Raw genomic sequence first — 17,965 nt, 5'->3', positions numbered from 1 at the left:
CTGGCCTGGAACGAATCTGGCAGGCACACCGTCACGCGCCAACCGAAAGGAAACACCATGCCGATGACTCAACACTATGCCGCCACCGAGCCGACCCGCACCGAAGTGGACACGCTGTCCGGCGCCACCGTGCTGGAGTTCGGCGCGCCGTGGTGCGGCTATTGCCAGCGGGCCCAGCCGGCGCTGGCCGAGGCCTTTTCCGTGCATCCGGACCTGCGCCACCTGAAGATCGAAGACGGCAGCGGACGGCCGCTGGGCCGGTCGTTCCGCATCAAGCTGTGGCCGACGCTGGTGTTCCTGCGCGACGGCCAGGAAGTGGCCAGGCTGGTCCGCCCGACCGAGGCCGAGCCGATTCGCGAGGCGATGCGCCGCATTGCCTGAACGCCGCGCGCTGGCGCCGGCTTACTTCGCGAATACCTGGCTCAGGTCGCCAAAGGCCTTGAATTCGAGCGCGTTGCCGGACGGGTCCAGGAAGAACATGGTGGCCTGTTCGCCGACCTGGCCCTTGAAGCGCACGTGCGGCTCGATCACGAACCGGGTGCCGGCCGCGCGCAGGCGTTCGGCCAGCGCCTCCCATTGGTCCATCGGCAGGATCGCGCCGAAATGGCGCACCGGCACGTCGTCGCCATCTACGGCGCTGGTGGCACGGTGGCCGCATTCCTCGGGCGACAGGTGCGCCACCACCTGGTGGCCATAGAAGTTGAAATCCACCCACGCCTCGGAGCTGCGGCCTTCCGGGCAGCCCAGCAACCCGCCATAGAAACTGCGCGCCTCGGCCAGGTCGCGCACGGGAAACGCCAGGTGGAACAAGGGGATCGTGGAAGTCGTGTTCATGGGGCTGGTTATCGAGGGAAGGTCTTGACCGGGCGGTGGATCGGCCCGCGCGTTGATTGTAGTCAGCACAAGCCGTAATATGAAGCGAATCATTTTTGCCCTGAGCATCAAAAATTTCGATAGATGATCCGCTACTTCCAGACCTTCCTGACGGCTGCCGAAACCGGGTCGTTTTCCGCAGCGGCGGCGCGGCTGGCGCTGACCCAGTCGGCCGTCAGCACGCAGATCCGGCGCCTCGAAGAGGAACTGGACTGCCGCCTGTTCGAGCGCACCGGCAAGTCGGTCGCGCTCAGCGAAGCCGGGCACCGGTTGCTGCCGGAGGCGCGCCGCTTTGTCGAGCTCTATGCCGCGATGAAAGACCGCGCCGGGCCGCATGCCGAGGCCGCGCCGGTCGAGCTGGGCGCGGTGTCGACGGTGCAGGCCACCTTGCTGGCCGAGGCGATGCGGCACTTCCGCCAGCGCTTCCCGGACTCGCACGTCAACGTGGTGCCCGGCATGTCGACCCAGCTGCTGACGCAGGTCGATGCGCGCGAGCTCGACGTGGCTGTGCTGATCCGGCCGCGCCTGGGTTTGCCGCCGGACCTGAAGTGGGTGCCGCTGGTGCGCGAGCGCTTCGTCGGCATCGGGCCGGCGGGCTCGCCGCAGGAGCTGCGCGCGCTGCTGGAGGCGCTGCCGTTTATCCGCTACAACCGCCACAGCACCGGCGGCCAGCTGGTGGACCGCTACCTGAAACGGCAGCGGCTCTGGGTCAGGGAAGGGATGGAACTGGACGAGCCGGCGGTGATCCTGCAGATGGTGGCGGCGGGCCTGGGCTGCGCCATCATTCCGGCCGAACTAGTGCCGCTGCGCGAGGCGGCCGGCGTGGTGCAGGTGCCACTGCCGGGCGGGCCGCTCTATCGCGAGGTGGGTGTGCTGGTGCGTGAAGCGGCGCTGCGCCGCGCGCCGGTCGCGGCGCTGATCGACGCCTTCGTGGCGGCGAGCGCGCGCTGGCAGCCGATCGAGGCTTAGGGAGGGCGCAGGGAGGGCTTAGGGAGGGCTCAGAGGCTGCCCGGCAACACCATCGTCACCAGTACCGAGGCATCCGACACCGCCGTCACGTCGTAGCGCACGCAAGGCCCGAGGTACAGCAGGTCGCCCTGGTGCAGCTGGCGTTCGGAGCCATCCACGCGCACGCGGACCTCGCCTTCGAGGCATTGCACGGTCATGGGTCCGTCGACCGCATGCGGGGGCACATGCTTGCCGGCCTTCAGCACCAGCCGCATGACTTCGAGGGGGCCTTCCTTGAACAGGGCCTGGGTGGCGGTCTGGTCCAGCCGCGCGCCCAGGGGCAGCACGCTGGCGATCTGTCCTGAAGCAAGATGGGGAAGGGACATGCGCGGCTCCTCGCGTCTGGTGGGGTGGCTTGTCAGGCGCGCCGACGCCGGGCGGCGGCACGCCTTCTCAATCTAGCACCGGAGCGCGCGCATCCCTAGCACGCAGCGTGGTGTCGCCGCCAGATCAGGCCGCGGTGGACGCGCGCGCGCCGCGATGAGAGGGGGTCTCCGACACACCGCTGCGATCCATGCCAGCAACTTCCAGGCCGGTGGCGCGGTTGGCACCGTCGGCAAACGGATCACGCTTGTCATTGACGCGCGCGCCATCGGTGAAGGGATCGCGCTGGTCGTTGACACGCGCGCCGTCGGTGAACGGATCGCGCTGGCCGTTGTGCATGGCGTAGCCGTAGCGGTCGCCGGCAACGCCGCGATCGTTCAGGCCTTGTGCCATCGCGGGGGTGGCGGCGCTGATTGCTGCGAGGCAGAGAGTCGTGGAAAGAAGGGCTTTGAGAGCGTTTTTGTGCATGTTGCTGTTTTTTGGGGTAAGGGGACGGCTGGCCCATGAGGGGCCGCGCAGGCTGGCGGGTTTGCTGCCTGCGCCGTCCGGATTCGCCTTGTGGGCGGTGCCGCGCCTGGTTGTTTGCCCGGCACGGGACGAAGTGTAGCCACGCCGCGCTATTCCCGTGATGATTTAACAGTCCGGATTTCAGTCGTTTTTTTCATCGATCGATGCGGGCACGGCAGCCAGCTTGCGCGCGCTCTGCCAGCCGCCCCCGAGGGCCAGGAACAGGTCCACCTGGCGCGCGGCTACCTGGCCCGCGCAGGCCGCCAGCGCGGCCTGCGCGGCGGCGAGATCGCGCTCGGCATCGAGATGCGCAAGATAGGGCAGGCGCCCCGCCTCCCATAGCCGGCGCTGCTGCCGCGCGGCTTGCGCAGCGTGCTCGCCGGCGGCATGCAGGGCCGCGTGGCGTTCCAGTTCGCGCGTGTAGGCCGACAGCGCGGTCTCGGTTTCCTGCAGCGCGCGCAGCACCACGCCGTCGAAGCGCGCCAGCGCGGCATCCGCGGCGGCTTCCAGGCCGTGGATGCGGTGCCGCACGCCATTGGTGGGCCAGGTCCAGCTCAGCAGCGGCCCCACGCTCCAGCGCACCGTGGGTCCGCTGCCAAGATGGCTCAGCACGCCGGTCAGTCCGGCGCTGGCCCCGATGCGGACCGACGGATACAGGTCGGCCGTGGCCACGCCGATGCGCGCGGTGGCGGCGGCGAGTTCGCGTTCGGCCTGGCGCACGTCGGGGCGCCGTCGCAGCAGCGCGGCGCCATCGCCGACCGGCAGCGGCGCGCGCAGCGCGGGCTCGGCATCGCAGGCGACCTCGGCTTCCGGCAGCGCGCCTGGGGGTTGGCCCAGCAGCAGCGCCAGCCGGTAGCGCGCGGCGCTGCGAGCGGCCTGCAGCGGCGGCAGCGCCGCGCGCAGTGCTTCGCTGCGGGCAAGTTCGCGCGCCACCTCGGCGGGCCCGGCGCGGCCCGCGGCGAGCAGGCGGCGGGTGGCACCCAGCGTGCGCTGCTGCACCGCCAGCTGCTGCGTGGCGGCGTGCAGGTCATGCGTGGCGGCGCAGCCTTGCACGTAGGCGCGTACGGTCTGCGCAGCGACGGTGACGCGCACCATGTCCAGCGTCGCCTCGCTGGCCTGCGCGCCCGCAAGCGCAGCCTCGTCGGCGCGCGCCAGCTGGCCGAAGAAGTCGATCAGGTAGGACGCGCCCAGGCCCACGTCGCCCAGGTTGAACACCGGCGGCTGGGCCTGCTGCAAAAAGCTTTCCCCCGACAGCTGCGCGCGCGACACGCCGGCGCCGGCGCTGCCCTGGGGCAGGTTTTCGGCTTCCACTTCGTGCAGCAGCGCCAGCGCGCGGCGCAGGTTGGCGCCGGCGGCGCGGATGTCGGTGTTTGCCGCCAGCGCCTTCGTCACCAGCCGGTCGAGCCGTTCGTCGTCATAGAGGCGCCACCAGTCGTCGGGCACGGGCGCGATCGCCACGTCCGGCGCTTGTGCACCTTGCAGCGGGCCATTGGCCGCGGCTGCGCGTACCGCCGCGCGATCGGGCACGCGATAGTCCGGTCCCACCGTCGTGCAGGCACTCAGGCACGCAATCAGGCACGCACTCAGGCACGCAATCAGGCATGCCACCCAGGCGCGGCGCGGCCTCATGATCGCGGCCCCGGGCGGCGCGCGGCGCCCTGGTCTGCGGCTGGCTCGCGCACCGCCACGGTGGCGGTGCGCCCCGAGACCAGGCGCACGTCGGCCGGCACGTCTTCCAGCACGATGCGCACCGGCACGCGCTGCGCCAGCCGCACCCAGTTGAAGGTGGGATTGACGTTGGGCAGCAGGTTGGAACCCGCGCTGCGGTCGCGGTCCTCGATGCCGGCGGCGATGCTCTGGACGCGGCCGTGCAGGTGGCGGGGCTCGCCCATGATATGCACGTCGACCGGGCTGCCGATGTGGATGCGGTGCAGCCTGGTTTCCTCGAAATAGCCTTCCACGTGGAAGGAGCCGGCATCGACCATCGACAGCACCGGTCGCCCGGTCGACACGTAGTCGCCCAGCCGCGGCAGCCGGTCGTTCAAGTAACCCGCCACCGGGCTGCGCACGCTGGTGCGTTGCAGGTTCAGCCGGGCCAGCCGCAGCGCGGCTTCGGCCTGCGCCAGCGCGGCCTGGCCTTGCTCCACGCGCGCGCGCCCTTGCTCGGCGACTTCGGCGGCAACCACGCCGTCCAGGCTGCGGTTGCGCGCGGCTTCGCGCCGCGCCTGCGCGAGCGCGGCACGCTGGGTAGCCAGCGTCGCCAGCGCCTGTTCCAGGGCGAGCGCGTAGCGGTCGCGGTCGATCTCGAACAGGACTTCGCCGGCCCGGACATACTGGTTGTCGCGCGCCAGCACGCGCGTGACCAGCCCCGATACGTCGGGCGCCACCTGGACGATGTCAGCACGCACGTGGCCGTCGCGGGTCCAGGGCGCGGCGGTGTAGTAGTCCCACAGGTGGCGCAGCACCAGCAGCGCGGCGATGGCGGCCAGCAGCGTCGGCAGCACGGGAAGCAGGGAGCGGAGTCGGAAGGTCATGACGGCAGTCCGGGCACCGCGGCAAAAATGGCAGCAACGGCGCCCAGGACGATCACATAGAGGGAAAGGTTGAACAGCGAGCGGTGCCAGATATGGCGGTAGCAGCCCAGCGCGGCCAGCGTCATGCGGATCGCCGTGGCCACCGCAAAGGCCAGCACGGCCAGTACCAGCACGCCGGGCACGAATACGCCGTAGAGGTCGATTTCACTAAGCATGAGGCGGAGCGCAGAGGCGGGGATCAGCGGGAGGGGGACATGGCCGCCACCGGCAGCAGCGTGACCTGCAGCACCACCAGCGCGCCCAGCGTGCCGCGCTGGGCGCGGCCGCTGGCCGCCACCGCGGCCATGGCCTCGGCCACGGTGGCGGGCAGGCCCGCCGCTACCGGTACGCGCCGGCCCGCGCGCAGTTGCGCGCGAAAATGCCGCGCCACCGCGGCCAGCACGCGGCGCACCGGCTTGCGCGCCGGTGGCGGCAAGTCCGGCATCGCCTTGTGCAGCGCCAGCGCGCAATAGCCGACCTGCAGCGCATGAAAGCCGTCCGCGGACAAGGGATCGCCGGCCGCGCCCAGGCGCGGCACCAGTTGGCCCAGCCGGTCCAGCATGCGCGCGCCAAGCCGCGCATCGCCGTCGGTGGCGCGCAGCGTGGCGGCCCGCGCCAGGTCGTGCCAGCTGGCGCGCACCAGCCGCCGTGCCGCCGCGCGCGCGCCGAAGGGGCGTGCCGCCACCGACCACAGCGGTGCGAACACCATGGCCGCGGCGCTGGCCAGGCAGGTATTGAAGAGGGCGAGGAAATCCGCGTCGAACACCGCCTGCACGTTGGCGAACGCGGCGGTGTTGACCGACAGCAGCATCGCGATCAGCTGGAACCCCGGCCGCGAAATCAGCAGGCCGATGCCCAGATAGGGCAGAGCCAGCAGCGCGGCCAGCGCTTCGAAGGTGTGCGCATGCGGCACCACCAGGAACAGGTAGCCGGACGAAATCAGCAGGCAGATCGCGCTCCAGCGCACGAAGGCGCCGGCCATGCGCCGCGGCTCGTCGACCGCGGCAAAGAAGCAGCTCGCGATCGAGGCCACCACCACCGCGCCGGCGCCGTCCTCCCAGCCAGAGAAGATCCACAGCAGCCCGGCGCAGAACACCGCCAGCCCGCTCGACACCGCGCCGAACAGCAGCATGCCGTGGTCATGGTGATGGCCGGCAGCTTCCGCAGCGGGTTCGCCGCGTGGCAGCGGCATGCCGGTGCGGTGGTCGCCGATGCCTTGCTGCAGCGCGCGGCATTCGCCGTACAGGGCGCACAGGCGCTGCAGCTGGTCGGCCGCCGTGGCGGCAAGGCGATCATGCCAGCCGCCCGCGTCTGGTCCGGACAGCATCCGCCAGCCTTCGGGGGCAGGTGCCATGGCAGCATCGCCGGCAAGCCATGCAGCCGTCGCCGCCAGCGCCTCGCGCAGGTCAGCAGGTATGCCGCCGGCATGGCAGCGCAGCGCTTGCAGCACGCTGTCCAGCGACGACAGCAGCGGCATCAGCATGGTCATGCGCCGGCGCAGCGCGCGCGCATGGCGCAGCGTGTGGCTGCCTTCGGTGTCGTAGGCGAGCTGGCTGATCAGCTGGTCCAGCTGCAGGATGTCGGCGGCCAGCCGGTGGCGGCTGTGGTCGGCGCGCGGACTGCCAGCAAGGATGTCCGAGGCCCAGGCCGCGGCATCGGACAGCCATGTATCGGCACGCGCGCGCAGCGCCGGCGCGACCTTGGCCGGAAACACCACCGAGCCCACCAGCCCGGCGCAGACGATGCCGATCACGATCTCCTCGATCCGTGCCACGGCGATGTCGAAGATCTGCGCCGGCTGGCTGACCGCCGGCAAGGCCACGATCGGCAACGTGTAGGCCGCCAGCAGGCACACATAGCTGCGCGGCGTGCGCTGCAGCAGCGACAGGTACACCAGCACGCTGATCCACAGCGCGATCGCGCCCATCAGCACGATCGGCATGTTGACCAGTTGCGGCACCGTCGCCACCGCGGCGGTGGCGCCCAGCACCGTGCCGGCAACGCGATACGCCGCCTTGGAGCGGGTCGCGCCGGTGAGCGGATGCGAGACGAAGTACACCGTTGCCATGGCCCAGTACGGCCGCGCCAGTCCCAGCGCCAGCGCGATGTAGAGCGCGAGCATCGCGGCGGCGAATGCCTTCAGCGAGAACAGCCACTGTCGTGCATTCGGCCAGCTAGCCATGGAGCGGGGTCTTGAAGGGAAGGTTGGGGGCGCTTGCCGCCACCTGCCGCTCCGCGCTTCATTGGGGGCGCGGTTTGGGCAGGGACGGCATGTTGGGAGCGAAGTGTAGCTGCACCTATCGCATTCCATTCATGATTTAATATTGGCTTTTCCATTCGCGTTCTTCATGGAGCGGCGCGTCCGCCCTCCACGCCAACATGCCCATCGATATCCGCGCGCTGCGCTATTTCGTCGAGACCGCGCGGCTGCGCAGCTTTACCCAGGCCGCTTCGTCGCTGTTCGTGACCCAGTCGACCATCAGCAAGATGGTCCGCCAGCTCGAGGATGAAGTCGGCCAGCCGCTGCTGATCCGCGAAGGCAAGAGCGTGCGCCTGACCGACGTCGGCCGCGTGGTCTACGAGCGCGGCCAGGAGGCGCTGGGCGTAGTGCACCGGCTGACGCTGGAGGTCGCCGACCTGTCCTCGCTGGGGCGGGGGCAGCTGACGGTCGGCATCCCGCCGATGGTCAACCTGTTCTTCTCGCCGGCGGTCAGCGCGTTCCGGCAGCGCTATCCCAACCTGTCACTGACGCTGGACGAGCACGGCGGGCAGGTGGTGGAGCAACTGGTGGCCAGCGGCGAGCTGGAGGTGGGAGCCACCGTGCTGCCGGGCGACAGCGGCCTGGCGCTGGAAACGCGCCAGTTCGGCCGCTATCCGATCTGGGCGGTGGGGCCGCGCAAGGCGGCCTGGGCGCGCGGGCGCACCGTGTCGCTGGCGGCGCTGCGCGACGAGCCGCTGGTGATGCTGACCGAGGATTTCTCGCTGACGCGCAAGCTGCGCCAGGCCTTTGTCGAAGCCCGCATCGAGCCGCGCGTGGTGGCGCGCAGCGGGCACTGGGACTTCCTGGCGTCGATGGCGGCGGCGGGGCTGGGCACCACCTTCCTGCCCCAGCCGCTGGCCGAGCGCCTGCAGGCGCAGGACACGCTGGCCATGGCGCGCCTGACCGAACCCGCGGTGGACTGGACCATGGCCCATATCTGGTCGCCGGGGCGCTACCTGTCGCACGCGGCGCGGGCGTGGCTGGCGGTGTGCGAAGAGGTGCTGGGGAGCGGGCGGGCTGGCTGAGCCGGTCGCCTCACTTGCCGCGGCACTGCTCGGGCGGGATGTCGAGCAGCACCAGCGGTTTCTGTCCGGCCGCATAGTGATAGCGCAGCCGGATCCCCAGCTTGCCCAGCACCGGCACATCCGGGTTGCGGCAGATGCCGCGCTCCAGGATCGGCTTGGCCGTGGCCATGAAATCACGGGTGTCGTCGCGGCTGGCATCGATGCCGGAGACTTTCAGGTGAAAGTCGACGATCTTGCCGGGCCGCGCCACGCAACCGTCGAAGCGCGTGGTGTCGTCGAGGTCGACCGGGCCCGCGCGCATCAGCTCCTGGCAGGCCAGGCGCAGTTGCCGGTCGGCATCGCCGGTGGTCAGGCGCGTGACCCCGTGCATGCCGGTCGGCTTGCCGCGCACGGTGCCAAGCAACAGCGTGGCGAGCTCCGACAGCTGCGGCGCGGCCACGGTCGCGGCTGGCGTGGCGGCTGGTGTGGCGGAAAGAGCAAGTGTCGCAGCCAGCAACGACAGGTGGACGGCGGTGCGGCGCCAGCGGCAGAGAGCGGAATCGGGAACGACGTGGACGGCGGCGGGGTCAGGGGGCATGAGGCAGACAGAACGGGGGCGGCGGTTGCGCTGCTACTTTAGACCTGTGTCCTTGCGGCCGTTGTCAGGCTTTGTCCTACGTTGCAACAGCGCGCTTGCCGTGCCCACGCGCTCAGAGCTCCAGCACCAGCCGGCCGCCACCGCAGGCGCGCGAGCAGCACGCCATCATGCGCTGGTTGGCGTCACGCTCGGCGCGCGTCAGCACCACGTCGCGGTGGTCGACCTGGCCGGCCAGCACGCGTACCTCGCATGAGCCGCACAGGCCTTCCTCGCAGTCGCTCTGCACGTCGATATTGGCGCCGCGCAGCGCGCCCAGCAGTGTCTGCCCCGCCGGCACTTCCAGCACCAGGCCGGAGTCCTTCAGCTCCACGGTAAAGGGCTGCTCCTTCGACGCATCCAGCGTGCCCAGCCGCGAGACGAAATGCTCCACGCGCAGCGCGTCCGCCGGCCACGCCGCGCAGCATTCGGCCAGCGCATCCAGCAGGCGCTGCGGGCCGCAGGCATAGACCTGGGTGTGCGCGTCAGGCTGCCCCAGCAGCTTGCCCAAGTCGGCACGCCCGCCTTCGTCGCTGGCATGGACGTGCAGGCGCGCGCCGTGCAGCGCCTGCAGTTCGTCCAGCATGGCCATGGCCCGGCGCGAGCGACCGCAATAGTGGAAGTCGTAGTCGATGCCAAGCGCGCGGGCGCGCCGCGCCATCGCGCTCACGGGCGTGACGCCGATGCCGCCGGCAATGAAGATGGCCCGCCGGCACTGTTCATCGAAGCGGAAATGGTTGCGCGGCCCACGGATGCGCAGGCGGTCGCCGGCCCTGACGCTGCCATGGAGCCAGGCAGAGCCGCCGCGGCTGGCGGGATCGCGCAGCACCGCGATCTCGAGCGCCGCCGCGTCGTCCGGATCGCCGCACAGCGAATACTGGCGCGACAGCCCGGTGTCGCCGCATTCCACGTCGATATGCGAGCCCGGCGCCCAGCGCGGCAGCGGCGTGCCGTCGGGCGCCACCAGCCGCAGCCGCAGCACGCCATCGGCGGCGGGCGTGGCGCGCTCGACCACCACCGTGCGGGCGATGGTATGCGCCGACGGCTCGCCGATGCGCACCGGCTGGCGCACCGCCAGCAGGGCGGGGTCGCGGCGCTCGGGGTTATGCGCGGGATCCCATTCCACCAGCAAGTGCTCCGGGCCGCGGAACGAAGTGTTGGGCACATAGGTGAAGGTCTGCTCGGCCAGGCGCATATGCGGCAGCCGGCGCGTCAGCTCTTCCAGGAAGACCTGCATTTCCATGCGCGCCAGGTTCTTGCCCATGCACTGGTGCGACCCGTAGCCGAAGGTCAGCTGCTCGCTGGCGTTGTCGCGGCGGATGTCGAACAGGTCGGCATCGGCGAAATGGCGCTCGTCATGGTTGGCCGACGAGGTTACGATCAGCAGCTTGCTGCCCGCCGGCAGGCGGATGCCGCCAACCTCGGTGTCGCGCGTGACCAGCCGTCGCCACGCCGCCACCGAGCCGTTGTGGCGCAGGCACTCTTCGACCGCATTGGGAATCAGCGCCGGGTCTTCGCAGAGCTCGCGCCAGGCGTGCGGATGCTGCAGCAACAGCTTGATGGCGTTGGCCGAGGCGTTGGCGGTGGTCTCGTGCGCGGCGACGATGCCGGCCATCATCATCGAATGCAGGTAGGAGTCGGTCACTACCTCGGGCAGTTCCCGCTGCTTGCGCAGGCCGTACTGCATCCAGCCGGGGCCGGACGGGTCTTCGCGCATCTTGTCGAGGATGCGGCCGGCCAGCTGCCAGAAGTTGCCGACCGCGTGCGCGACCGCCACCTGTTCTTCCGGCTTCGGCCGGCCCCAGGTGTTGACGGTATGGGCGATGGAGTATTGGCGCAGCAGGTCCATGTCCTCTTCGGGAACGCCCAGGAAATGCAGCGCCACCGTCAGCGGCACTTCCCACAGCATCTGGTCGACCAGGTCGGCGCGGCCGTCGTCGATAAAGCGGTCGACATACTCGCGCGTCAGGCGCCGCACCAGCGGCTCGTGGTGCGCCAGTTCGGCGGGCGTGAACGGCGCCATCAGCGCGCGCCGGCGCGGCATGTGGGCGGGCTCGTCCTCGTTCACCAGCGTGCGGTTCATGGCGTAGCCGTAGCTGGCCAGCACCGCGTTGGCCTCGTCGCCGGTGGGGGTGATCTTTTCCAGCGCGATCGACGGGCTGAAGGTCAGGTTGTCGCGGAAGATCGCCTTGATGTCGTCGTAGCGCGTGACCACCCAGTAGCCCAGCTGCGGGCTGTAGAACACCGGCTCCTGCTCGCGCGACCAGCGCACGTATTCGGGCGGGTCCTGCTGGTAGCCGTCGCCGAAGGGGTCGAACTGCGCCGCGTTGTGGCTGACCGGGCAGCCGTTGGGTGCGGTGAAGGCGCTATGGTCGATCGGGCAGCCGCGCGCGGCGCCGGGGGAGGGGAGGGTCATGCTGGGTACTCCTGGCAGGCATCGATGCCTGGCAAAAAGCGCTGCCGTCCGGCGTGCCGGACGGGCAGCGGTGTTGCGGCCGGACTCAGTTGTCCAGCGTGATCTTCAGGTCGCGGATCAGCTTGGTCCAGCGGCCGGATTCGCTGCGCAGCAATTCGCTGAACTGTGCCGGCGTGTTGCCGACGGGCTCGACGCCAAAGTCCACCAGCCGCTTGTTGACCGCCGGCTCGCGGATGGCCGCGACCACGTCCTTGTTGAGCGTGTTGATCACCTCCGGCGGCGTGCCGGCCGGCACCACCATGCCCACCAGCGCGGCGGCTTCGACGCGCGCGTAGCCCAGCTCGGCAAAAGTCGGCACGTCGGGCAGTTGCGGCAGGCGGGTGGCATTGGCCACGGCCAGCGGGCGCACCTTGCCGCCCTTGATGAAGCCGGCGCCGGCGGCGTAGTCCACCATCATCGCGGCGACCTGGCCGGCGGCCACGTCAGACAGCGCCGGCGCGGCGCCGCGGTACGGGGCATGCGTCATCGACAGGCCGGCCTCCACCTTCAGCAGTTCCATCGCCAGGTGGTGCGGGCTGCCCGCGCCGGCCGAGCCATAGTTGATGCCGCCCTGCGTGGCCTTGGCCTGTGCGATGAAATCCTTGGCCGTCTTGGCGGGGCTGGCGGCGCCCACCACCAGGATCATCGGGAACCGGCCCAGCAGCGTCACCGGCGCCAGGTCCTTCGCGGGATGGTAGGACAGCGACTTGTACAGCACGGGATTGAACACCAGCGTGCCGTTGTCGGCCGACAGCACGGTATAGCCGTCGGCAGCGGCGCGCGCGGTCTCGGCCGCGCCGATGGCGGTATTGCCGCCGGGCTTGTTGTCCACCACCACCGGTTGGCCGACCTTGGCCGACAGGCCCTGGCCGATGGTGCGCGCCAGGAAGTCGGAGCCACCGCCGGCGGCGTACGGGACGATCCAGCGGATCGGCTTGGCGGGATAGGGATCGGCGGCATGGGTGGCGCTCGCGAACAGCATCGGCACGGTCAGCGCGCCGATAACGAGGCGCACGGTGGGGGCAAGGCGGGGGCGGGGCATGTTTTTTGTCTCCTGAAGGATGGGCCGGGTCCTGGCCCGGCGATTTCTGTTTTGCGTAAATCATATACGCATTGCGTAATGATTGAATGCGGGTTAACCTTGAGCTGGCCGCATGTCACCGTGTGGCATCGTCCGCTGTCGCCGTGAACACCGCACAAGTCGCGTAGCTCCGTCCCGCCATGCCCCGATCCAAAGCCCCTGAACCCGTCATCGAAACCGCCACGACCCGCCCCCGCGAACGTCGCCAGCGCGTGCAGTCGGCCGTCACCGGCATGGCCGTCCTGAAAGGCCTGGCGCGCCTCGGCGGGCGCGCCAGCCTGACCGCGCTGGCCGCGCATATCGACGAAAGCCCGGCCAAGGTGCACCGCTACCTGGTCAGCCTGGTGGAAGAAGGCCTGGTGGCGCAGGAGCCGGGCACGCAGCAATACCACCTTGGCTTCGAGGCGCTGCAGATCGGCATGGCGGCGATGCGCCAGGCCGACCCGATCCGGCTGGCCGAGGCCTCGCTGGTGCGCCTGCGCGAAACCCTGGAGGTGACCTGCTTCGTCGCGGTGATGGGCAACAAGGGACCGACCATCATGCGCTTCGAGGAACCGGGCCTGCCGGTGACGGTGAACGTGCGCGCGGGCTCGGTGATGCCGCTGCTGTGGTCCGCCACCGGGCGCGTGTTCCTGGGGTTGCTCGATGAGAAGGGCGTACAGGCGCAGGCCAGGGATGAGCTTGCGGCCGCCAGCCCGGCGCGGCTGGCGCAGCTCGATGCCGCCGACCCGATCGGCGCGTTGCGCCGCGCGGTGCAGGCCGACGACTGCGCCTGGGTGCGCGACACCAACCTGACCGGCATCAGCGCGGTGGCGGCGCCGGTGCGCGACTACACCGGGCGCGTGTGCGCGGTGCTGACCGCGCTGGGTGCCACCGGCGGCTTCGACCCCGCCATCGACGGGCCCATCGGCAGCGCCGTGCGGCGCGAGGCGCGCACGGTCAGCGCGGCGCTGGGGTTCAACCCCGCGGCGTGACCGCTGCGCCCGACGCATCCGGGCGCAGCGCCGGGCAGGCGCTGGCCACTTCCGCGTCGACGCGTTCCGGCCGGCCCAGCAGCGCGATCAGTCCGCATGCCAGCGTGCCGCGCCACTGTAGGTAGTCGTGCCCGCTGGCATGCTCGGCATGCACCACCGGGTAGCCCTTGGCGGCCAGCACATCGCGCATGTGCCGGGTGGTGGTCAGGATGTTGACGGCGCCGCGGCCCTCTTCGAAACGCCCGGCCTCCAGGTAGAAGCGCAGCGGCAGCCGCGGGCTGGCGGCGTACTCGCGGATCAGCCATTCCGGCTGCCGTGGCGGCTGGTCGGGCGCGCCGCCCGGACCCCACCAGAATGAGCCGGACTGGCTCAGCACCAGGCCAAAACGCTGCGGATGCCGCAGGCCCGCATAGGCCGCCGCCAGCCCGCCATAGCTGGAACCGGCGACCACGGTGCGGTCGGCCGGCGCATCCAGGCCAAGCGTGGCGGCCCAGGGCATCAGCTCGTTGGCGAGGAAGTCGGCGAAGGCCGGGTTGGGCGGCAGTTGCGCGGCGCGCGCCGCGGCGCTCGGATTGGCCACGATCAGCGCGGCGACGGGCGGCAGCAGGCCGGCGTCGATCAGGTTGTCGAGCAGGGTCGGCGTTGGCACCAGCGACAGGTAGGCGTGGGCGTCGAACAGCACCAGCGTGGCCGTGGGCCTGGCACGGGCCGGGCGGTAGACGTAGAGGTCGCGCGCCTCGCCCAGGATGCGGCTGTCGATGCGGTAGGGCGTGACCGTGCCGGCGGGCACCCCCGCGCGCGGCGCCAGCCAGGGCTGTGGCGGCGCGGCCGCAAGCTCCAGCACGGACTTGAGCTGGAACGGATCCGCGCCATGGTCCGGGAAGGTGCGCGGGTTGAGCGGATCGCGCTGCACCGTGGCCAGGATGGCGCGCCGGCGCTGGGCCGCCGGCTGGTCGAGCACGGGCACGTCCGGCGCCAGCTGGTAGCTCATGCGGGTGGCGGCCGGCACGCGGTAGCTGCGGTACCAGACGTCGCTGTCGCCCAGCCGCAGCAGCGCATCATGGTCGCCGGCAGGACTGCCGAGCAGGCGCACGTTGTCGCGCGCGCCGCGCCACAGGAAAGTCACGCGCACCATCGCTTCCTGCGCGCTGCCCGGCGCCGGCGGCAAAGGCTCCACCAGCGGCGTGCCACGCCGGGCCATGTCCTCCCAGAAGGCCTCGGTGCTGCCGCCGCTGGCAAGGGTCTGCGCCAGCTCGCGCAGGGTGGGGCTGTCGGGCAGTTCGGCGGGCGCGTGCTGGGCGGCGCGCGGTACGATCTCGTCGATGCGCAGCGCGTAGCGCGCGCCGGGCACGGGCCGTCCGCCGACCGCACCGGGCACGTCGGCCTGGTCGCCGCTGACGGTCAGCCGGTACGCACCACTGCCGGGGGCCACGAACAGGAAGCTGCGCGACAGCGTGGTCGGCCCCAGCAGCCGGCGCAGCGGCTTGCCGCCGGAGTCGGCAAGGTCGAGCGTCGCCGCCGGTCCGTCGAGCACGCCGCGCACCACGTCGCCGGCCTGCAGCGACAGCGTGTAGCGCAGCGGCGCGCCGGGTTGCCAGGTGCCGTGCGCTGGCTGGCCCACGGCCAGGGTTGGATCGGATGCGGCAGCCGGCGTGGCGATGGCGGCAAGCGACAGCATCAGGGACGCCGACAGCCACGCGGCGCGGCGCCGGATCAGGACAGGAAAGCGCATCAGAAATCCACCGAGGTTGTGAACCTGAACAGGCGCGGCGCGTTCTGCGTGACGTAGCCGTCGTTGAACGAGCCCGCCCAGTAGCTCTGGTTGAACAGGTTCTCGACGCTGGCGTAGAAGCCCACGCGCTTGCCCTGGATCTTGGTCACGTAGCGCGCGCCGATGTCGTAGCGGGTCCAGCTGTCGATCTTCTGCGTGTTGGCGGTGTTGACGTACTGCGAGCCGGTGTAGGTCACGCGGCCGCTGACGGTCAGGCCCGGCAGCCAGGGCAGGTCCCACTCCGCGCCAAGGTTGCCGGACCAGGTGGGACTGCCGAACGCGGTGTTGCCGTCATAGGCGCCGCTGGCCGTATGGGTCAGCACGGCGCGGGTATAGGCAATGCCGCCCAGCACACGTACACCGCGGCTGGCCTCGCCATAGACGTTCCATTCCACGCCGCGGTGCCGGCGTTCGCCGTCCGGGCCATAGGTATTGGTGGCGCCATCCTTGATCAGGGTGGGGCGCGTGATCTGGAACACGCTGAGGGTCTGCGTCAGCCGCCCGCTGTCCCACTTCACGCCCAGCTCGCCCTGGCGGGTCTTGTAGGGCGCGAACACCTGCTGGTAGTTGCGGGCAGTGACGTCGGTCACGGTGTCGCCCTGGCTCAGCCCTTCGACGTAGTTGCCGTAGAGCGCCAGCTGCGGTCCCCATGGCTTGAGCACCAGGCCCACCGAGGGCGTGACCGCGCTTTCGTCGTAGTCCGCGGTGCGCGCGCCCGTGGTCGCGCTGAAGCTTTGCGCCTGCACGCGCTGGTGGCGCAGGCCCAGCGTCAGCTGCACCTTGTCGTCGGCGAAGGCGAGCGTGTCGGCCAGCGCCAGGCTGGTCAGCGTGGTGTCGGCGGTCTTGGGCATGCTGCCCGGCGATGGCGCCAGGATCGGCGTCACCGGTGCGTAGATGTTGGACAGGAACGACCGGCTGGCCACGTTGACCGTGCCGCTGCGCAGGCCCAGGTAGGTGTAGCCCAGCACCAGGCGGTGCTCCACCGGGCCGGTACGCACGGTGCCGCGCACGCCGGCCTCGGCCGAGACCGTATCGGTGTAGCCCTTCTGGTTGTAGGTGATGCCGGTGTAGTCGCCGTTGGGCCGGACATTGTTGGCGCGCGTGCCGTTGATAAAGCCGCTGTACTTGTAGTGCAGCGAGCCCAGGCCGGCGTACGCGGTCCAGTCGCGCGCGAGGTCGACCTCGCCGCGCGCGACGATGGCGTTGTTGTCGAGCCGGCCATGCGTGCCGGGCAGGATATTGGTGCCGGCCCTGGGCGGCGCCGGCACGGTGCTGGCGAACGAGGCCATCCAGGCGCTGCCGTTGCGCACCTCCGCTTCATCGGCGTAGGCATCGAGCGAGGCGCGCACGCGCTCGCCGGCATAGTCCAGCGCCACCGCACCCAGGGCGCGGCGTTTGGATTGCCCGTCGATGCCGGTGCGGCCATTGCCATAGGCGCCGTTCACGCGCACGCCGAACGCATGGTCCGGACCGAAGCGGCGCCCGATATCGACGCTGGCGCCGGCATGGCCTTCGGAAAGGTAGTTGGCCGACAGCCGCGTCAGCGGCGTGTCCGCGGCGCGCTTGGGCACCAGGTTGATCACGCCGCCGACGGCACCGCTCGGGGCCATGCCGGTCAGCATGGCGGTGGGGCCGCGCAGCAGTTCGACCCGCTCGACGAACTCCGTGGGCGCATGCCCGTAGGGCGCCAGCCCGTACATGCCGTTCAGGGCGAGGTCGCTGGACGAAATATCGAAACCGCGCACGGTGTAGTTCTCGTACAGGTGTCCGGCCGAGGTGGTGAAGCGCACCGTCGGGTCGTTGGCCAGCACGTCGCCGATGGTGTGGGCCTGCTGGTCTGCGATGGCCTGCGCGGTATAGGCGGCGCTGCTGTAGGGCGAGTCCATGGCATCGGCATTGCCCAGAAACCCCAGCCTTGCGCCGCGTGCCACCTGGCCGCCCGCGTAGGGGGGCGTCAGCGCTTCGGCGTCGTGGCGGGCGGCGCTCACGGTCACCGCGGGCAGGGTGGCGCCGTTGGCTTCCGGGGCGCCGGCGCGCACGGCTTTGACGGCAAAGCCGTTGGGCACGCGCACCGCGTGCAGGCCGGTATTGCGCAGCAGCGCGGCCAGCGCCTCGTCGGGCGCGTAGCGGCCCTGCAGCCCCTCGGTGCGGCGCTCGGCGAGGTCGGCTGCGTCGTAGGACACCAGCACGCCCGATTCCAGGCCGAAGCGCGTCAGCGCGGGCTGCAGCGCGCCGGCCGGGATCGCATAGCCGCGCGCCGCGGCGCCGGGCGCCGGCACGGGTTCCGCGGCCACTGCAGCGAGCGGCCAGGTGGCGGCCGACAAGGCCAGCGCCTGCCCAACGGCGAGCACGCTGCGCCGGATGCGCAGGGCAGCGGGCCGGCGCGTGCCGGCGGGCAGGGTTGGCAGATGAAGCTTGCCCATGAAACAGTCCTTTCAGAATGCGGCCGGAAATCAGCCTTTCCTCTGTCAGGCCACTTGAAGCAGGCAAACCCCTCAGTC

Annotated in this window: 16 protein-coding genes; 4 read left to right on the top strand and 12 right to left on the bottom strand. The window is 70.8% G+C overall.

Features of this window, described 5'->3' with window-relative positions; genetic code table 11:
- The first annotated feature begins 57 nt into the window (after positions 1–57).
- Positions 58–381 (top strand): thioredoxin family protein, encoded by a 324-nt coding sequence (locus tag CBM2588_RS25105; RefSeq protein ID WP_111521599.1) that lies wholly within the window; start codon positions 58–60, stop codon positions 379–381.
- A 21-nt stretch (positions 382–402) separates the two neighbouring features.
- Here CBM2588_RS25105 and CBM2588_RS25100 read toward each other — a convergent pair whose 3' ends face one another.
- Entirely contained in the window at positions 403–834 is a 432-nt protein-coding gene (locus tag CBM2588_RS25100) for a VOC family protein (protein WP_115683006.1), read from the bottom strand.
- Between the two features lie 123 nt (positions 835–957).
- On the opposite strand from CBM2588_RS25100, the gene CBM2588_RS25095 reads away from it, so the two are divergent.
- Positions 958–1,842 (top strand): LysR family transcriptional regulator, encoded by an 885-nt coding sequence (locus CBM2588_RS25095; protein ID WP_115683005.1) that lies wholly within the window; start codon positions 958–960, stop codon positions 1,840–1,842.
- Positions 1,843–1,871: 29 nt separating this feature from the next.
- Here the strand turns inward: CBM2588_RS25095 and CBM2588_RS25090 are convergent, their stop codons facing one another.
- The 6 genes from CBM2588_RS25090 to CBM2588_RS25065 form a co-directional block, all read right to left on the bottom strand.
- The gene (locus tag CBM2588_RS25090; RefSeq protein WP_115683004.1) at positions 1,872–2,207 is read right to left on the bottom strand and encodes a cupin domain-containing protein; all 336 of its coding nucleotides are present in this window, start codon (positions 2,205–2,207) and stop codon (positions 1,872–1,874) included.
- Positions 2,208–2,331: 124 nt separating this feature from the next.
- Positions 2,332–2,673, bottom strand: coding sequence for a hypothetical protein (locus tag CBM2588_RS25085; RefSeq protein ID WP_115683003.1), 342 nt, complete (start codon positions 2,671–2,673; stop codon positions 2,332–2,334).
- A gap of 180 nt (positions 2,674–2,853) precedes the next feature.
- Positions 2,854–4,341: an efflux transporter outer membrane subunit gene (locus CBM2588_RS25080; protein ID WP_115683002.1), complete on the bottom strand. Its 1,488-nt coding sequence runs from the start codon at positions 4,339–4,341 to the stop codon at positions 2,854–2,856.
- On the bottom strand, positions 4,338–5,246 hold the full coding sequence (locus CBM2588_RS25075; protein ID WP_115683001.1) for an efflux RND transporter periplasmic adaptor subunit: 909 nt from the start codon (positions 5,244–5,246) through the stop codon (positions 4,338–4,340). Before CBM2588_RS25075 ends, CBM2588_RS25080 begins: the two co-directional genes overlap by 4 nt.
- Complete coding sequence (locus CBM2588_RS25070) at positions 5,243–5,461, bottom strand: DUF1656 domain-containing protein (RefSeq protein ID WP_115683000.1); 219 nt, start codon at positions 5,459–5,461, stop codon at positions 5,243–5,245. Before CBM2588_RS25070 ends, CBM2588_RS25075 begins: the two co-directional genes overlap by 4 nt.
- A 23-nt stretch (positions 5,462–5,484) precedes the next feature.
- Positions 5,485–7,467: an FUSC family protein gene (locus tag CBM2588_RS25065; RefSeq protein WP_115682999.1), complete on the bottom strand. Its 1,983-nt coding sequence runs from the start codon at positions 7,465–7,467 to the stop codon at positions 5,485–5,487.
- 197 nt (positions 7,468–7,664) lie between these two features.
- Here CBM2588_RS25065 and CBM2588_RS25060 point away from each other — a divergent pair, with 197 nt between their 5' ends.
- Positions 7,665–8,570, top strand: coding sequence for a LysR family transcriptional regulator (locus tag CBM2588_RS25060; RefSeq protein ID WP_115682998.1), 906 nt, complete (start codon positions 7,665–7,667; stop codon positions 8,568–8,570).
- 10 nt (positions 8,571–8,580) lie between these two features.
- Here CBM2588_RS25060 and CBM2588_RS25055 read toward each other — a convergent pair whose 3' ends face one another.
- The 3 genes from CBM2588_RS25055 to CBM2588_RS25045 all read right to left on the bottom strand — a co-directional run bounded on the left by CBM2588_RS25055 (position 8,581) and on the right by CBM2588_RS25045 (position 12,620).
- Positions 8,581–9,147 carry a hypothetical protein gene (locus CBM2588_RS25055; RefSeq protein WP_115682997.1) on the bottom strand — a complete coding sequence of 189 codons (567 nt, stop codon included), beginning with the start codon at positions 9,145–9,147 and terminating at the stop codon, positions 8,581–8,583.
- A gap of 112 nt (positions 9,148–9,259) precedes the next feature.
- Complete coding sequence (locus CBM2588_RS25050; RefSeq protein ID WP_115682996.1) at positions 9,260–11,599, bottom strand: cytochrome P450/oxidoreductase; 2,340 nt, start codon at positions 11,597–11,599, stop codon at positions 9,260–9,262.
- 85 nt (positions 11,600–11,684) lie between these two features.
- A complete protein-coding gene (locus tag CBM2588_RS25045) occupies positions 11,685–12,620 on the bottom strand; it encodes a Bug family tripartite tricarboxylate transporter substrate binding protein (protein WP_231942327.1) in 936 nt (311 codons plus the stop codon).
- Between the two features lie 239 nt (positions 12,621–12,859).
- Between CBM2588_RS25045 and CBM2588_RS25040 the strand changes: the two genes are divergently transcribed.
- Positions 12,860–13,693 (top strand): IclR family transcriptional regulator, encoded by an 834-nt coding sequence (locus CBM2588_RS25040; protein WP_115682994.1) that lies wholly within the window; start codon positions 12,860–12,862, stop codon positions 13,691–13,693.
- On the opposite strand, the gene CBM2588_RS25035 is transcribed toward CBM2588_RS25040, so the two are convergent.
- Positions 13,677–15,425 carry an enterochelin esterase domain-containing protein gene (locus CBM2588_RS25035; RefSeq protein ID WP_231942265.1) on the bottom strand — a complete coding sequence of 583 codons (1,749 nt, stop codon included), beginning with the start codon at positions 15,423–15,425 and terminating at the stop codon, positions 13,677–13,679. The genes CBM2588_RS25040 and CBM2588_RS25035 overlap by 17 nt on opposite strands.
- Positions 15,425–17,887: a TonB-dependent receptor gene (locus CBM2588_RS25030; protein ID WP_115682993.1), complete on the bottom strand. Its 2,463-nt coding sequence runs from the start codon at positions 17,885–17,887 to the stop codon at positions 15,425–15,427. Before CBM2588_RS25030 ends, CBM2588_RS25035 begins: the two co-directional genes overlap by 1 nt.
- Positions 17,888–17,965: the final 78 nt, after the last annotated feature.

This window comes from Cupriavidus taiwanensis (assembly GCF_900250075.1).
GTDB lineage: Bacteria > Pseudomonadota > Gammaproteobacteria > Burkholderiales > Burkholderiaceae > Cupriavidus > Cupriavidus taiwanensis_C.
Note: the sequence above shows the minus strand (reverse complement) of the source record. Positions and strands in the feature narration are given on the sequence as shown.

Excerpts from the sequence above, each read along its gene's own strand:
- CBM2588_RS25105 (WP_111521599.1), top strand. The coding sequence starts at position 58 with ATGCCGATGACTCAACACTATGCCGCCACCGAGCCGACCCGCACCGAA.
- CBM2588_RS25100 (WP_115683006.1), bottom strand. The coding sequence starts at position 834 with ATGAACACGACTTCCACGATCCCCTTGTTCCACCTGGCGTTTCCCGTG.
- CBM2588_RS25095 (WP_115683005.1), top strand. The coding sequence starts at position 958 with ATGATCCGCTACTTCCAGACCTTCCTGACGGCTGCCGAAACCGGGTCG.
- CBM2588_RS25090 (WP_115683004.1), bottom strand. The coding sequence starts at position 2,207 with ATGTCCCTTCCCCATCTTGCTTCAGGACAGATCGCCAGCGTGCTGCCC.
- CBM2588_RS25085 (WP_115683003.1), bottom strand. The coding sequence starts at position 2,673 with ATGCACAAAAACGCTCTCAAAGCCCTTCTTTCCACGACTCTCTGCCTC.
- CBM2588_RS25080 (WP_115683002.1), bottom strand. The coding sequence starts at position 4,341 with ATGAGGCCGCGCCGCGCCTGGGTGGCATGCCTGATTGCGTGCCTGAGT.
- CBM2588_RS25075 (WP_115683001.1), bottom strand. The coding sequence starts at position 5,246 with ATGACCTTCCGACTCCGCTCCCTGCTTCCCGTGCTGCCGACGCTGCTG.
- CBM2588_RS25070 (WP_115683000.1), bottom strand. The coding sequence starts at position 5,461 with ATGCTTAGTGAAATCGACCTCTACGGCGTATTCGTGCCCGGCGTGCTG.
- CBM2588_RS25065 (WP_115682999.1), bottom strand. The coding sequence starts at position 7,467 with ATGGCTAGCTGGCCGAATGCACGACAGTGGCTGTTCTCGCTGAAGGCA.
- CBM2588_RS25060 (WP_115682998.1), top strand. The coding sequence starts at position 7,665 with ATGCCCATCGATATCCGCGCGCTGCGCTATTTCGTCGAGACCGCGCGG.
- CBM2588_RS25055 (WP_115682997.1), bottom strand. The coding sequence starts at position 9,147 with ATGCCCCCTGACCCCGCCGCCGTCCACGTCGTTCCCGATTCCGCTCTC.
- CBM2588_RS25050 (WP_115682996.1), bottom strand. The coding sequence starts at position 11,599 with ATGACCCTCCCCTCCCCCGGCGCCGCGCGCGGCTGCCCGATCGACCAT.
- CBM2588_RS25045 (WP_231942327.1), bottom strand. The coding sequence starts at position 12,620 with ATGCTGTTCGCGAGCGCCACCCATGCCGCCGATCCCTATCCCGCCAAG.
- CBM2588_RS25040 (WP_115682994.1), top strand. The coding sequence starts at position 12,860 with ATGCCCCGATCCAAAGCCCCTGAACCCGTCATCGAAACCGCCACGACC.
- CBM2588_RS25035 (WP_231942265.1), bottom strand. The coding sequence starts at position 15,425 with ATGCGCTTTCCTGTCCTGATCCGGCGCCGCGCCGCGTGGCTGTCGGCG.
- CBM2588_RS25030 (WP_115682993.1), bottom strand. The coding sequence starts at position 17,887 with ATGGGCAAGCTTCATCTGCCAACCCTGCCCGCCGGCACGCGCCGGCCC.